The sequence below is a fragment of the Pseudarthrobacter sp. L1SW genome, from assembly GCF_020809045.1.
Taxonomy (GTDB): Bacteria; Actinomycetota; Actinomycetes; order Actinomycetales; family Micrococcaceae; genus Arthrobacter.
Map to the genome: position 1 here is coordinate 3734326 of NZ_CP078079.1, position 15560 is coordinate 3749885.

12 protein-coding genes are annotated in these 15560 nt (G+C 65.8%); 11 read left to right on the forward strand and 1 reads right to left on the reverse strand.

All coding sequences use genetic code 11. The features are described from left to right. Positions 1–2: 2 nt before the first annotated feature. The 7 genes from KTR40_RS17325 to KTR40_RS17355 all read left to right on the forward strand — a co-directional run bounded on the left by KTR40_RS17325 (position 3) and on the right by KTR40_RS17355 (position 8539). Entirely contained in the window at positions 3–962 is a 960-nt protein-coding gene (locus KTR40_RS17325; RefSeq protein WP_228404523.1) for a carbohydrate ABC transporter permease, read from the forward strand. Continuing rightward, entirely contained in the window at positions 959–1858 is a 900-nt protein-coding gene (locus KTR40_RS17330; protein ID WP_228404524.1) for a carbohydrate ABC transporter permease, read from the forward strand. Before KTR40_RS17325 ends, KTR40_RS17330 begins: the two co-directional genes overlap by 4 nt. Positions 1859–1906: 48 nt before the next feature. Further along, entirely contained in the window at positions 1907–3040 is a 1134-nt protein-coding gene (locus KTR40_RS17335; RefSeq protein ID WP_139030727.1) for a Gfo/Idh/MocA family protein, read from the forward strand. Further along, positions 3041–3790: a ThuA domain-containing protein gene (locus KTR40_RS17340; RefSeq protein ID WP_139030728.1), complete on the forward strand. Its 750-nt coding sequence runs from the start codon at positions 3041–3043 to the stop codon at positions 3788–3790. Positions 3791–3878: 88 nt separating this feature from the next. Then, a complete protein-coding gene (locus KTR40_RS17345; protein ID WP_228404525.1) occupies positions 3879–5564 on the forward strand; it encodes an alkaline phosphatase D family protein in 1686 nt (561 codons plus the stop codon). 96 nt (positions 5565–5660) lie between these two features. Further along, on the forward strand, positions 5661–7571 hold the full coding sequence (locus KTR40_RS17350; protein ID WP_228404526.1) for an alpha-amylase family glycosyl hydrolase: 1911 nt from the start codon (positions 5661–5663) through the stop codon (positions 7569–7571). Positions 7572–7681: 110 nt separating this feature from the next. Continuing rightward, positions 7682–8539 carry a prephenate dehydratase gene (locus tag KTR40_RS17355; protein WP_228404527.1) on the forward strand — a complete coding sequence of 286 codons (858 nt, stop codon included), beginning with the start codon at positions 7682–7684 and terminating at the stop codon, positions 8537–8539. Here KTR40_RS17355 and KTR40_RS17360 read toward each other — a convergent pair. Continuing rightward, a complete protein-coding gene (locus KTR40_RS17360; protein ID WP_228406185.1) occupies positions 8521–10428 on the reverse strand; it encodes an FAD-binding monooxygenase in 1908 nt (635 codons plus the stop codon). The two genes, KTR40_RS17355 and KTR40_RS17360, sit on opposite strands and share 19 nt — an antisense overlap. A gap of 215 nt (positions 10429–10643) precedes the next feature. On the opposite strand from KTR40_RS17360, the gene KTR40_RS17365 reads away from it, so the two are divergent. The 4 genes from KTR40_RS17365 to hpaD all read left to right on the forward strand — a co-directional run bounded on the left by KTR40_RS17365 (position 10644) and on the right by hpaD (position 15560). Continuing rightward, positions 10644–12122, forward strand: coding sequence for a fumarylacetoacetate hydrolase family protein (locus KTR40_RS17365; RefSeq protein WP_228404528.1), 1479 nt, complete (start codon positions 10644–10646; stop codon positions 12120–12122). Then, positions 12115–12795 carry a GntR family transcriptional regulator gene (locus KTR40_RS17370; RefSeq protein ID WP_228404529.1) on the forward strand — a complete coding sequence of 227 codons (681 nt, stop codon included), beginning with the start codon at positions 12115–12117 and terminating at the stop codon, positions 12793–12795. Before KTR40_RS17365 ends, KTR40_RS17370 begins: the two co-directional genes overlap by 8 nt. Before the next feature lie 41 nt (positions 12796–12836). After that, positions 12837–14369, forward strand: coding sequence for a 5-carboxymethyl-2-hydroxymuconate semialdehyde dehydrogenase (hpaE, locus tag KTR40_RS17375; RefSeq protein WP_228404530.1), 1533 nt, complete (start codon positions 12837–12839; stop codon positions 14367–14369). A 105-nt stretch (positions 14370–14474) separates the two neighbouring features. After that, positions 14475–15560 carry a 3,4-dihydroxyphenylacetate 2,3-dioxygenase gene (gene hpaD / locus KTR40_RS17380; RefSeq protein ID WP_228404531.1) on the forward strand — a complete coding sequence of 362 codons (1086 nt, stop codon included), beginning with the start codon at positions 14475–14477 and terminating at the stop codon, positions 15558–15560.

A 15560-nucleotide genomic window follows, 5' to 3' on the forward strand; every position in this document is an offset into this window, starting at 1 on the left:
CCATGGCCACCAAGTCCCTTTCCCCCGGTAACGGGAACAGTCACGGGGTGGCCACGCGCGGCGTGAACGGCCGCGACCGGGCGGAGCGGAGGCTCGCATTCCGGATGACCGCCCCGTCCCTGGTCCTGATGGCCCTGGTGGCGGCAGTCCCCATTGGCTACGCACTCTGGCTGTCGCTGAACCAGTACAGCGTCCGCACCGCAGGCCTGTCCCGGTTTGTGGGCCTGGAAAACTACATCAGCGCCCTCAGCGGCCCCCAATGGTGGGCTGCGTTCGGCCAGACCTTCCTCTTCGCCGGACTCTCGGTCTCGCTCGAACTGGTCCTCGGGACGGCCATGGCCTTGCTGCTGAACCTGGCGTTCAGGGGCCGTGCACTGCTGCGCACCGTTGTGCTGCTGCCTTACGCGGTGGTGACGGTGGTCAGCGCCATCACGTGGGAAACGATGTTCCAGCCCAACCTGGGACTCGTCACGAACGTCCTTTCGATGCTGGGTCTGCCTGGCGGGGATGTGGTGTGGCTCGGCGAACATGGCTACGCCATGGCGGTGATCATCCTGGCCGACGTCTGGAAGACAACGCCGTTCGCTGCGCTGATCATCCTTGCCGGCCTCCAGGTCATCTCCGCCGAGACCTACGAGGCAGCAGAACTTGACGGGGCCAGCAAGTGGCAGACCTTCACCCACATCACCCTGCCGCTGCTGCGTCCGGCGATTGTGCTCGCGGCGATCTTCCGCACCATGGATGCCCTGCGGGTTTTCGACCTTCCATTCGTGCTGACCCGCGGCGCCAACGGCACCGAGTCCATGTCGATGCTGGCCTACACCCAGCTGCGCGAAAACCGCCTGGTGGGCGAGGGATCGGCCCTGTCCATCCTGACTTTCCTCACCGTCATGGCCGTTTCGGTGGTCTACATCCGCTTCGCCGGGGGCAACATCCGCGAAGTCGCCAAGGAGGAACAATGAGCACCCTGACAGCACAGCGGGCGACGGCGGCACCGGCCACCGAGCGCAAGGCACCGAAGCGGCGTCTCCGGGGCGAGGCGAAGCTGCACCCCATCGTGTGGGTCTTTGTGGTTGCCGTGATGGGCTTTTCACTCATACCGTTCTACTGGCTGGTCAACACCTCCCTGAAGACCGGGCCCAGCCTGTCCAAGGGGGAACTCTTCCCGAGCCAGCCCACCCTGGAAAACTACCTGGCGGTGTTCCAGAACCCCGAGTTCCTCCTGGCCCTGCGCAACTCGGTGATTATCGCCGTCGTCACCACTACGGTGGCGCTGGTGTTCGCGTCCTTCGCCGCCTACGCCCTGGCCAGGCTCAAGATGCGCCGCAAGGCCTTGATCCTGACCCTGATCCTCTCGGTCACCACGTTCCCGGCCATCGCCATCGCGGCCCCGATCTTCTCCATCTGGCGGGAAATCGGGCTCTATGACACCCTGCTGGGCCTCATCATCCCGAAGCTGACCTTCGCGCTGCCGCTGGCCATCTACACCTTGACGTCCTTCTTCAGGGAAATCCCGCGCGAGCTTGAGGAATCAGCGTACATTGACGGGGCCACGCCCTTCATGGCCTTCCGCAAGGTCATCCTGCCGCTGGCTGTCCCGGGCCTGGCAACCACCGCGATCCTCGTGTTCATCTCGGTGTGGAATGAATTCCTGCTGGCCGTCACGCTGACCACCTCACCGGAGTCCCGACCCGTTCCGGTGGCAATCGCGTTCTTCAGCGGTACCAGCGAGTTCGACCAGCCGCTGGGCACCATCAGCGCGGCGTCGGTGATTATCACCGTCCCTCTGGTCATCCTTGTGCTCCTTTGCCAAAGGCGTATCGTGTCCGGCATGACTGCCGGTGCCGTAAAAGGCTAGAAACCCCAACCCAAGTACCAGTAACACCACACAAGATAAGGAAAATCCGTGAGCCACGAGCAGTCCCCAGGACAGCATGCCGCTTCCCGCGAAGAACCGCGATCAGAGGAACTGAGGGTGGGCGTGGTCGGCATCGGCTGGGCCGGCCAGCAGCACCTGATGGCCTACCACGCCCTGGACGGCGTACGAATCGTTTCGCTGGCCGGAATGGAGCAGGAACTCCGCGACTCCCTGCAGGCCGAATATTCCATTCCCAACGCCTTCGCGGACTGGGAAGAGATGCTGGACCACGGCGGCCTGGACGCGATCAGCGTGGCAGTGCCCACCTTCCTGCATGCACCCATCGCCGTCGCCGCGTTGGAGCGGGGCATCCATGTGCTGAGCGAGAAGCCCATCGCGCGCAACGCCGTCGAAGGCCAGGCCATGGTGGATGCAGCCCGCAAGGCGGGGCGCGTCCTCGACGTCGCCTTCAACCACCGCCGCCGCGGCGACATCCAGGCGCTCAAGGGTGTCATCGACGACGGCGGGCTGGGCCGGCCATACTACGCCAAGGCATCCTGGCTGCGCCGCTCCGGCATCCCGACGCTGGGCAGTTGGTTCACCAACCCGGAGCTTGCCGGCGGCGGACCGCTGGCCGATATCGGCGTCCATGCCCTGGACTACGCCCTGCACCTCCTGGGCGAACCGAAAGTGGTGGCGGTATCTGCCGCCACCCATTCGGAGCTGGGCCCGCAGGGCAGGGGCGGCGGGAACCGCTACTCGGCGCAGGCCACCAGCCATGCATTCGAAGTGGAGGATTTCGCCTCGGCGTTCCTCCGGCTTGAGGGCGGTGGAACCCTCGTGATCGAAGCCAGCTGGGCCACCTACCGTGAGACGGACGATCTCCTGGACTTCACTATTTACGGAACCGACGGCGGCGCCGAGCTCAAGGTGCAGGGTGCGCCCTTCCCGCCCGTCGGCCAGCTCCGGGTGTTCACGGACAAGGACGGCGAATCCGCCGATTACGTCCCGCCGGTACTTCCGGGCCGCGCCCACGACGCAGTAGTGGAAGACTTCGTCACGGCAGTCCGGGGCGGCGAGGCAGTCTGGGGTGAGCATGACGGATCCCTGGCCCTCTACCGGGCACAGATCATCGACGCGTGCTACCAGTCCGCGCTGGAACAGAGGGAGGTTCGGCTCTAAATGAACGACAAACTGAGGATCCGGGTGTGGAACGAGGGTGTCCACGAAGCCATCAACGAGCCGTCTCACATCGGGGAGATCTACCCTGACGGCATCCACGGTGCCATCGCCGCCGGGCTCCGCTCCTATTACCCGGAGGCGGAGATCACGACGGCGGTCCTGGCCACCGACGATGAGCACGGCCTGGACGAGGAGGTGCTCGCCGAGACGGACGTCCTGCTCTGGTGGGGGCACATGGCCCACCACGAGGTGAGTGACGCCGTCGTCGAACGCGTCCACCGGCACGTCCTCGGCGGCATGGGCCTGATAGTGCTCCACTCGGGGCACTTCGCCAAGGTGTTCACCAGGCTGCTGGGCACCAGCTGCTCACTCGCCTGGCGGAACGACGGCGAGCGCGAGCTCGTGTGGACAGTGAAGCCATCACACCCGATTGCCGAAGGCGTGGACAGCCCCATCGTCATCCCCGAGCAGGAGATGTACGGCGAGCTGTTCGACATCCCGGACCCGGACGACCTGATCTTCATCAGCTCCTTCGCGGGCGGCGAGGTGTTCCGTTCCGGCGTCACGTTCACCCGGGGCAAGGGGCGCATCTTCTACTTCAGCCCCGGCGACCAGGAATACCCGGTGTACCACCACCCCCAGATCCAGCGGGTCCTGGCCAACGGCGTGAAGTGGGCGGCCCAGCCCGGACTGCAGCGCTCGGCGCCGGAGGTCACCAACCCGGCCCGCGACTGGTTCGGCGAAGGCTAGCCGCGCCCGGCCTCCGGCATGGGGACCGCGGCCCGCAGCTGCGGTTTTTCCCATAGCCGGGGCCGGTTCCAGCAGGTACAACTGAGGGATGAATACCCCAGCACTGGTGCTCGGACCCATGATGCGGTACGTGGACCAGACCTCGGCGAGCATCTGGCTGGAAACCCGGAACAACGCGCGGGTGACGGTGCGCGCCGGCGCCGGGGAGTGGCAAACCCGGACCTTCGCCGTCCACGGCCACCACTATGCCCTGGTGGAAGTGGACGGTCTGGATCCCGGATCCGTGACGCCCTATGCCGTGGCAATCGACGGAGTGCATGCGTGGCCGGAACCCGGAGACGGCTTCCCGGCTCCGGTGATCGCCACGCTCAAACCCGGCAAGCCGCTCCGCCTGGCGTACGGCTCCTGCCGCACCAGCGTCCCGCACGACGAATCCGGAAACCGGAGGCACGGGGTGGACGCGCTGCGGGCGTATGCACTGGCAATGAGTTCCGGCGGCAAGGAGCCGTGGCCGGACCTGGTGGCATTCCTTGGAGACCAGGTCTACGCGGATTCCACCAGCGACCAGATGCAGGAATTCATCAAGGCCCGGCGTGACATCAAGGCGCCTCCCGGCGAGGAGCTCAAGGACTACGAGGAGTACGCACACCTCTACTACCTGGCGTGGTCCGACCCCGCGAACAGGTGGCTGCTGTCCACCCTGCCCAGCGCCATGATTTTTGACGACCACGACATCCGGGACGACTGGAACGCCTCACGGACCTGGCAGGAGGCGATGCGGGCCACCACCTGGTGGCATGGGCGCATTGTGGCGGGCCTGGCCTCGTACTGGGTCTACCAGCACCTGGGAAACCTGTCGCCCAGGGAGCGAGCGGCGGACGCCATCTGGCAGAAGATTGCCTCCCACCGCTGGGACGATGAGCCGGACCTCAGCGCCGAGTTGGACGGGCTGGCCGAACGGACGGACAAGGATCCCGAGACATACCGGTGGAGCTTCTGCCGGGACTTTGGGGACACCCGCCTGATAGTGGTTGATTCCCGGGCCGCCCGGAACCTGGACCCGGACCGCCGCGCGCTGCTGGACGACGCCGAGATGGCCTGGCTCGACGGGCGGATGGAGGGCGGTTTCCGCCATCTGTTCGTTGCCACGTCCTTGCCGTTCCTCCTGCCGATGGGCCTGCACCACCTTGAAGCCTGGGATGAGGCAGTCTCCGAAGGCGCCTGGGGGAAATTCCCGGCGCGGGTAGGCGAGAAATTGCGCCAGGCTGTGGACCTGGAGCACTGGGCCGCTTTCCAAAACAGCTTCCGGCGGGTGGCCGCTATGGCCGCGGAGGTGGCAGCGGGGACGCGTGGTCCGGCACCGGAGACTGTCACGTTCCTGTCCGGCGACGTGCACTTTTCCTACGTCTCCGAAGTGGACCGGTCCTCGGGCAGCCGCATCCTCCAGGCTGTCTGCTCACCCATCCGCAATCCGCTCCCCCGGCTGATGCGGTCCTTCGGTGCCGTCATGTCCTACGGACTGGCCGCGCCGGTCGGAGCGCTGGCCGCACGGTCGGCCAAGGTTCCGGACCCGCCGTTCCGCTGGTCGGGCATCAAGGGCCCCTGGTTCGACAACAATCTGGCATGCCTTGAAGTGGTGCCGGAAGGTTTGAAGCTGTGGTGGCAGCGGGGCGTGGTGGACGGCGGCGACAACCTGAACCCCCGCTTGGAACGCGTGGCGGAAATAACCGTAGCGTCGCGCAAAACCGGGGCGCCCGCCGTCGGCCGCTCCTAGCCCCACCCCCGCCGGCCGCACCGCGGCACCTGCCGTGGCATACTGCCGTAGAGTGCCTGCCGGATCCGCCGGTGGGAGGTCGGAAGGGGTTCTTCAATGCAGGAATTCGTCAGTGTGGACGAAACAGTGCGGCAGCACGTGGTCGACGCCCTCGCGCAGGCGGGCATCGCCACAGACCACGGCTTTCAGCAGCGGCTCGACGCACACTTCGCCGACCTATGCCGGCTCTTCCGCACCTTGTACGGATCCCGGCCGGACTGGCAGGACCAGCTTGCCGCCTTGGTGGTCCAGGGTGCACGTTCGTGGGAGGAACGTCCGGCCGAGCTGAAGGCACTGGACGCCGAACGGGAGGCCAACAGCGGCTGGTTCCTGTCCAACAACATGCTCGGCGGCGTCTGCTACGTGGACAGGTACGCCGAAAGCCTCGAAGGGCTGCGCACCCACATCCCGTACTTCAAGGAACTGGGCCTCACCTACCTGCACCTCATGCCGCTGTTCCTGGCGCCCGAGCCGCACTCCGACGGCGGCTACGCCGTTTCCAGCTACCGGCAGGTCAACCCCAAGCTGGGCACCATGGAACAGCTCCGTGAGCTTGCCGCCGAGTTCCGCGCCCACGGCATCAGCCTGGTGGTGGACTTCATCTTCAACCACACCAGTGACGAACACGAGTGGGCCAGACGGGCCGCCGCAGGCGACCCGGAGTTCAGCGATTACTACTGGATCTTCCCGGACCGGACCATGCCCGACGCCTTCGAGCAGAACGTGCGCGAGATCTTTCCGGAGAACCACCCGGGATCCTTCATCCAGATGGAGGACGGCCGCTGGGTCTGGGCCACCTTCCACACCTACCAATGGGACCTGAACTACTCCAACCCGGACGTTTTCCGGGCCATGGCCGGTGAGATGCTGTTCCTGGCAAACCAGGGCGTGGACATCCTGCGCATGGATGCCGTGGCGTTCATCTGGAAGCAGCCGGGCACCCCCTGCGAAAACCTGCCCGAGGCGCATATCCTCCTCCAGGCCTTCAACGCCGTGTGCCGGCTGGCCGCGCCGTCGCTGCTGTTCAAATCCGAGGCGATCGTGCACCCGGACGAGGTGGCGCTCTACATCGATCCGGCCGAATGCCAGCTCTCCTACAACCCGCTGCAGATGGCGCTCATCTGGGAATCCCTGGCCACCCGGGACGTCTCGCTGCTGGCCCAGGCGCTGGAACGGCGGCACAATATCCCGGCCGGCACCTCCTGGGTCAACTACGTGCGCAGCCACGATGACATCGGCTGGACGTTCGCCGACGAGGACGCGGCGGAACTCGGCGTCAACGGCTTTGAACACCGCCGTTTCCTGAACTCCTTCTACGTCAACCGGTTCCCGGGCAGCTTCGCCCGCGGCGTCCCCTTCCAGGACAACCCCAAGACCGGTGACTGCCGGATCTCAGGTACCACGGCGTCCTTGTGCGGCATGGAGGTGGACCCGGCTGAGGCGGTGGAGCGGATCCTCCTGGCCCACTCGGTTGCCTTCAGCACCGGGGGCATTCCGCTCCTGTACCTGGGTGACGAGGTGGGCCAGCTCAACGACTACGGGTATGCGGAAGAAGAAGGGCACGACGCCGACAGCCGCTGGGTGCACCGGCCCCACTATCCTGCTGGGCAGTACGCCCTCAGGCACGATGCTTCGACGCCAGCGGGGGCGGTGTACGCCGGCCTGAAGCGGATGATCGACGTCCGGGCCGCCACCCCGGAACTCGCCGGCACCACGCTGATCGATTTCGATACCCGCAACCGGTCCGTCCTTGCCTACCAGCGCCCCGCAAGCGCAGCAGCAGGGGGCGAAACGCGCGTCCTGGCGCTGGCCAACTTCAGCGACCAGCCCCAGTCCCTGCCCGCTGAAACCTTCTCCGGATTCTCAACGGCCGCCGTCGACCTCCTCTCAGAAGCCGCGCTGCAGCTGGGCGAGGGCGTCACGCTCCTGCCCCGCCAGTACGTCTGGCTGCGCGTCACTCCCGTTTAGTCCCGTCCCCTCCCAACTAGGTAGCGCTAAGTGTCGTTTTGACCGCCCAAAACGACACTTAGCGCTACCCAGTTGGGCAGCCGGGCGTAACGCGTGAAAGCATACGGATCATGGCCTCGAAGATTGCGTACCAGGGTGAGCCCGGCGCCAACTCCAATATCGCGTGCAAGCAGATGTTCCCGGACATGGAAAGCGTGCCCTGCGCGAGCTTCGAGGACGCGTTTGAGCTCGTGTCCAGCGGCGAGGCCGAGCTGGCCATGATCCCCATCGAGAACTCGATTGCCGGCCGGGTGGCGGACATCCACATCCTGCTGCCCCAGTCCAACCTGCAGATTGTGGGGGAGTTTTTCCTGCCCATCCACTTCGACCTGCTGGGCATCCCGGGCAGCACTATCGAGGGTGCCACGGAGGTGCACAGCCACATCCACGCCCTGGGCCAGTGCCGGAAGCTGATCCGCGAGCACGGCCTCAAGCCCGTCATCGCCGGAGACACCGCCGGGTCCGCCCGGGAAGTGGCCGAGTGGAACGATCCGCGCAAGCTGTCCCTCGCTCCCCCGCTCGCCGCGCAGATCTACGGCCTCGAAGTCCTGGCCAAGCGGGTTGAGGACGATCCCTCCAACACCACGCGCTTTGTGGTCCTGGCCCGGGAAAAGAAGCTACCGGCGCGGGATGAGCTTCCCGGACCGGCGGTCACCAGCTTTGTGTTCCGCGTCCGCAACGTCCCCTCCGCCCTGTACAAGGCGCTGGGCGGTTTCGCCACGAACGGCGTGAACATGACCCGGCTGGAAAGCTACATGGTGGGCAATGAATTCGCCGCCACCATGTTCATGGCCGACGTCGAAGGCCACCCCGAGGACCTGCCGCTGAAGCTGGCCCTCGAGGAACTGGACTTCTTCACCACCGAGGTGCGCATCCTGGGCGTCTACGCAGCCGCGGACTACAGGACTGCTCAGACCGTCAGCGGCTGACCCGCCCCCTGGCGCGGCTTCAGGAGGCCGGCGAAGAACTCCGCCAGCTCCGCCATCGCCGTGAGCGGCAGGACGTTGGCAACGTACTGGTCCGGGCGGACCACCACCACCACGCCCCCGCGGTCCAGCCCCCGCAGCTCGAAGATGTCCGCGCTGGGATCGGTGGCGTACACCTTCTCGTAGTCGGTCAGCTTGAACGGGCCCACCTGCGGCTTGAAAACCGCCGGCACCGCGTTGATGTCCACAGCCGTGTGCGGCTGCTGGTAGACCACCTTCACGTCGAACCACGCGTCAGGATCAGCGTCCGACGGCGTCGCGGCCAGCGGCGACTGCGGCGAGTTCGCGAGCCACTCGGCGAAGTCCGCCACGCTTGATTGCCCGCCGGCCGGCGCCGCGTCGGCGAAAACGTAGATCCGCCAGCGGCCGTCAGCAGTGGCGTGGTGGCCCAGGTGCATCGGGTTAGTGTCGCCCACCCGCACCACGGGTGCCGACTTGAAGCGTTTGCCCACGGGAAAGCCCGTGGCCAGGTCCTGGTGGGCGTTGCTCCCGGTCACCATGGACGCTGTGTACTGGGTCATGAAGCCGGCAGGGAATTCGGCGGTGCGGACGTAGAAGTCCTCGAGGTCAGAGGGGTGCTCGAACTCTTCGGGCTTCTTGGCCATCATGGTGGACCATTCCTTATCGAAGTCGATAAGGTTCTTCGCCACCACCTGGCGCTCTTCGGAGTAGGTGGACAGCAGGCTCTCCGGGCTGCGGCCTTCCAGCACGTGCCCCAGCTTCCAGGCCAGGTTGAAACCGTCCTGCATGGAAACGTTCATGCCCTGGCCTGCCTTGGCACTGTGGGTGTGGCAGGCATCGCCCGTGATGAACACCCGCGGAGTCCGCGTGCCGCGCTGGTCCGGGAGGACGTCGTCGAACCTGTCCGTCAGGCGGTGGCCCACCTCATAGACGCTGTGCCATGCAACGTTCCGCACGTCCAGCGTGTAGGGGTGGAGGATCTCATTCGCCTTGTGGATGATCTGCTCGATGGTGGTGTTCCGCACCGCGTGGTGGGTGGCCGGGTCCACCTGGCCAAGGTCCACGTACATCCGGAAGAGGTAGCCGCCTTCCCGGGGGATCAGCAGGATGCTGCCTTCTTCACCCTGGATGGCGCACTTGGTGCGGATGTCCGGGAAGTCGGTGACGGCCAGGACATCCATGACGCCCCAGGCGTGGTTGGCCTGGTCGCCGGCGAGCGTGCAGCCGATTGCCTGGCGTACCTTGCTCCGCGCGCCGTCAGCGCCCACCACATACTTGGCGCGGACCACGCGCTCCTGGCCCTCGTTGGGGCCGGCGGTGTGGGCGAGGGTCACAGTGACCGGGTACTCCCCCTGGCCCACTTCGAGGCCGTGGAATTCGTAGCCGTAGTCGGGCGTCATGCGGGTGGGCGAGTTGGCCATGAATTCGGCGAAGTAATCCAGGACGCGGGCCTGGTTCACGATCAGGTGCGGGAACTCGCTGATTCCCATCTCGTCATCCACCGCGCGGGCGGCCCGGACGATCCGCGAACGGTCCGCCGGGTCCGGCTTCCAGAAGGCCATTTCAGTGATCCTGTATGCCTCGGTGATGATCCGCTCGGCAAAACCAAAGGCCTGGAACGTCTCCACGCTCCGGGCCTGGATGCCGTCCGCCTGGCCAATGGGAAGACGGCCTTCCCGGCGCTCAACGATCCGGGTGGTGACATTGGGGAACTGGGACAGCTGGGCGGCTGCGAGCATGCCGGCAGGTCCGGTGCCCACAATCAGAACGTCGACTTCGTCCGGGAGTTCGGCAGGGCGGTTGATTCCGACGCCCGCCGCAGGCCTGACCCGCGGGTCTCCTGATACGTAACCGTGGTGGTGGAACTGCACGGGATTCCTCACTTCGTTGTGGGTGCTTCAGCTGAGCTGTTCGATAATAGAATTTAGGTTTCCATATAAGAAACCCCTGCGATTGACCACCACAGTACGCCACCTGTGACGCGGACTACAAGGGAGGTGAATTTGCTCGGGAAAAGGGGTTGACTGGGGCCCGGCGGCAGCGCGATAGTGATCGTATACGATTTTGTACTCGATGAGGAGATGCTTTGGAGCAGGTCAACGGAGACACCCTCGCGGCGGCACGCAAGGTGATCGCGGTGCACATCAACTACCCCAGCCGCGCCGCCCAGCGGGGACGCACCCCGGCCCAGCCCTCCTACTTCCTCAAGCCGTCGTCGTCGCTCGCTGTGAGCGGCAGCTCGGTAGAGCGACCCGCCGGGTGCGAACTCCTGGGCTACGAAGGCGAGATCGCGCTCATCATCGGCAAGCCCGCCCGCCGGGTTGGCCTCGACGACGCGTGGAGCCACGTCGCCGCGATAACGGCCAGCAACGATCTCGGTGTGTACGACCTTCGCTACGCGGACAAGGGCTCCAACCTCCGGTCCAAGGGCGGCGACGGCTTCACCCCGGTGGGCCCGGCACTGATCCCGGCAGACGCCGTCGACCCCGCACGGCTGCGCATCCGCACCTGGCACAACGGCCAGCTGGTCCAGGATGACACCACCGAGGACCTGCTGTTCCCGTTCGCCCGGCTCGTGGCGGACCTGTCCCAGCTGCTCACGCTCGAGGAGGGGGACATCATCCTCACTGGCACCCCCGCCGGCGCCTCCGTGGCCAGGCCCGGGGACGTGCTGGAGGTTGAAGTTTCTGCGGGTGACCTCACCACGGGCCGCTTGGTCACCCGGGTGGAGGAAGGCACGACGCCGTTCGCTGACTATGGTGCCGGACCGAAGGTTGATGACGTGCAGCGTGAAGAGGCGTGGGGTTCGCGCGAGGCTGCCGGGCTGGCTTCCCCTGCCAGCGCCCTTGCCCCCGGCCTGAAAACCAAACTCGAAAGCGTCGCCACGGCCACTCTCTCCTCGCAGCTGCGCAAGCGGGGCCTTAACAACGTCAGCATCGACGGCCTGCAGGCCACCCGCCCTGACCGCCGCGTCGTCGGCCTGGCCCGCACCCTGCGCTATGTCCCCAACCGCGAGGACCTCTTCAAGACCCACGGCGGCGGGTTCAACGCGCAGAAGCGGGCGATCGACTCCGTGAACGAGGGCGAAATCCTGGTGATGGAGGCCCGCGGGGAAAAGGGCACCGGAACTGTTGGCGACATCCTGGCCCTGCGCGCCCAGGTTCGCGGTGCCGCGGCGATCATCACGGACGGCGGTGTCCGTGACTACGCCGCCGTGGCCGGGCTGGACATGCCCACCTATTTCGCGAATCCGCACCCGGCCGTGCTGGGCCGCCGCCACGTTCCATGGGACACGGACATCACCATTGCCTGCGGCGGTACAACGGTGCAGCCCGGCGACATCATCGTGGCCGACTCGGACGGCATCCTGGTGATCCCGCCGGCCATCGCCGAAGAACTCGTGGAGGACTGCATCACCCAGGAGCAGGAAGAGGCCTTCATCTTCGAGATGGTGAAGCAGGGAAACAGCGTGGACGGCCTCTACCCCATGAACGCGCAGTGGCAGGCGCGGTATGAGGAGTGGAAGGCGGACAATATGACACCGGTTGGCAGCTCTGATGACTGAAACAGCCCTGACCGAACTTCCCGCCCCCGCGGGCAGCAAGTCCCAGCAGGCCTACGAAGCCGTGAAGGCCCGGATAGTGGAAGGCACGTACACGCCCGGGTACCGGCTGGTCCTGGGCAGCATCGCCAAGGACCTCGGGTTCAGTGTGGTGCCTGTCCGCGAAGCCATCCGCCGGCTGGAGGCCGAGGGCCTGGTGACGTTCGAACGCAACGTGGGCGCCACCGTGGCCGGGATCGACCCCACCGAATACCTCTACACCATGCAGACCCTGAGCATTGTGGAGGGGGCTGCCACGGCACTGTCCGCTCCGCTGATCGATGCCGTGGCGATTGCCCGCGCCCGTGCCGTGAACGAGGAGATGCGAGAGTGCCTCCAGCACTTTGACCCCGTCCGCTTCACCCAGCTCAACCAGGACTTCCACAGCGTCCTTTTCGAGCACTGCCCCAACCCGCACATCCTGGACCTCGTCCACCGGGGCTGGAACCGGCTGGCAGCACTGCGGTCCTCAACGTTCCGCTTTGTCCCCGGCCGCGCCCGCGACTCGGTGGACGAGCACGAGGGCCTGCTCCAGCTCATCGAATCAGGAGCAGACGCCGATTCCATCGAGAAGGCCGCCCGCCGGCACCGCTCCGCCACCCTGGACGCCTACCTCGCCCAGGCAAAGACCATCTGAACCTCAAAGCAAAGACCCGCCAGAGCAGTAAGGAAACAACAATGACGTTCACTGCAGAACAGGCCGCCACCCACTACGTGCCGCAGGACCTTCCCACCCACATCCAGCACTACATCAACGGCCGGTTCGTTGACTCGGTGTCCGGGAAGACCTTCGACGTCCTGGACCCGGTGTCCAACCGGAACTATGCCACCGCAGCGGCAGGCCAGAAGGAGGACGTCGACCTCGCCGTTGCCGCCGCCCGTGAGGCTTTCACCAACGGCCCCTGGCCCAGGATGAAGCCCCGCGAACGCGCACGGGTGCTGAATAAGATCGCGGATGCCGTTGAGGCGCAGGAGTCCCGGCTCGCTGAACTCGAGACTTTTGATACCGGCCTGCCCATCACCCAGGCCAAGGGCCAGGCCCTCCGGGCGGCGGAGAATTTCCGCTTCTTCGCTGACCTGATCGTGGCCCAGTTCGATGACGCCATGAAGGTCCCGGGCTCGCAGATCAACTACGTGAACCGCAAGTCGATCGGTGTGGCAGGCCTGATCACCCCATGGAACACCCCGTTTATGCTCGAGTCCTGGAAACTCGCGCCGGCCCTGGCCACCGGCAATACCGTGGTCCTCAAGCCGGCCGAGTTCACGCCTTTGTCTGCGTCCTTGTGGGCCATCATTTTCAAGGACGCAGGCCTGCCCGACGGCGTGTTCAACCTTGTCAACGGCCTCGGCGAGGAAGCCGGCGACGCCCTGGTCAAGCACCCGGACGTCCCACTGATCTCCTTCACCGGCGAGACCACCACCGGCCAAACGATCTTCCGGAACGCCGCCGCGAACTTGAAGGGCCTGTCCATGGAGCTCGGCGGCAAGTCCCCCTGCGTTGTCTTCGCCGATGCCGACCTGGACGCCGCCATCGACTCGGCCCTGTTCGGCGTCTTCTCCCTCAACGGCGAACGCTGCACCGCTGGCTCCCGGATCCTGGTGGAACGCGCCATCTACGACGAGTTCTGCGAGAAGTACGCCGCCCGGGCCAAGAACATCGTGGTCGGGGACCCCCACGATCCCAAGACCGAGGTGGGCGCCCTGGTCCACCCCGAGCACTACAAAAAGGTGGCCTCCTACGTGGAGGTCGGCAAGTCCGAAGGCCGGCTGCTGGCCGGCGGCGGACGGCCTGAAAGCCTGCCCGAAGGCAACTACATCGCACCCACGGTGTTCGCCGACGTCGCGCCCGACGCCAGGATCTTCCAGGAGGAAATCTTCGGACCTGTCGTGGCCATCACCCCGTTCGAGAACGACGACGAAGCCCTCGCCCTGGCCAACAACACGAAGTACGGCCTGGCCGCCTACATCTGGACGCAGAACCTGACCCGGGCGCACAACTTCTCCCAGAACGTCGAGGCCGGCATGGTGTGGCTGAACAGCCACAATGTCCGGGACCTGCGCACCCCGTTCGGTGGCGTCAAGGCCTCCGGCCTGGGCCACGAGGGCGGCTACCGCTCCATCGACTTCTACACCGACCAGCAGGCCGTGCACATCACCCTCGGCCCTGTGCATACTCCTAAATTTGGCCACACCCCCACATTCGGCGCCTAAGCCGGAGCAGCCCAACTGGGTCGCACTAAGTGTCGTTATGGGCACCCAAAACGACACTTAGTGCGACCCAGTTGGGGAAGAACCTTTCAAAGAAGAGAGACCATCATGACCAACTTCGTCCCCACCCCCTCCGTCCCGGCACCGGACATTGTCCGCTGCGCCTACATGGAAATCGTGGTCACCGACCTCGCCAAGTCCCGCGCGTTCTACGTGGACATGCTCGGCCTGCACGTGACTGAGGAGGATGAGAACAACATCTACCTGCGCACCCTCGAAGAGTTCATCCACCACAACCTGGTGCTCCGCAAGGGGCCTGTTGCCGCCGTGGCAGCCTTCGCGTACCGGGTGAAATCCCCCGCCGAGGTGGACGCCGCCGAAGCGTATTACAGGGAACTCGGCTGCCGGACCGAACGCCGCAAGGAAGGCTTCACCAAGGGCGTCGGCGACTCTGTCCGCGTGGAGGACCCGCTGGGCTTCCCCTACGAGTTCTTCTACGAGGTGGAGCACGTGGAGCGCCTCACCCAGCGCTACGACCTCTACTCCGCCGGTGAACTGGTCCGCCTGGACCACTTCAACCAGGTCACCCCGGACGTCCCACGCGGCCGCAAATACCTCGAGGACCTCGGCTTCCGGGTCTCCGAGGACATCCAGGATTCCGACGGCGTCACGTACGCCGCGTGGATGCACCGCAAGCAGACCGTCCACGACACGGCCCTCACCGGCGGGAACGGACCGCGCATGCACCACGTCGCGTTCGCTACGCACGAGAAGCACAACATCATCCAGATCTGCGACAAGATGGGCGCCCTGCGCATCAGCGACCGGATTGAGCGCGGCCCCGGACGGCACGGCGTATCCAACGCGTTCTACCTCTACATCCTGGACCCGGACGGCCACCGCGTGGAGATCTACACCCAGGACTACTACACGGGCGATCCGGACAACCCCACCATCACCTGGGACGTCCACGACAACCAGCGCCGCGACTGGTGGGGCAACCCCGTGGTCCCCTCCTGGTACACCGAGGCCTCCCTGGTCCTGGACCTGGACGGCAACCCGCAGCCCGTCGTCGTCCGTGAAGAGAAAAGCGAAATGGCGGTCACCGTGGGCGCGGACGGCTTCTCCTACACGCGCAAGGACGGCTCCCCGGAAGGCGACCGGACGGGCTTCAAGCTGGGGGCGCAGGTCTAA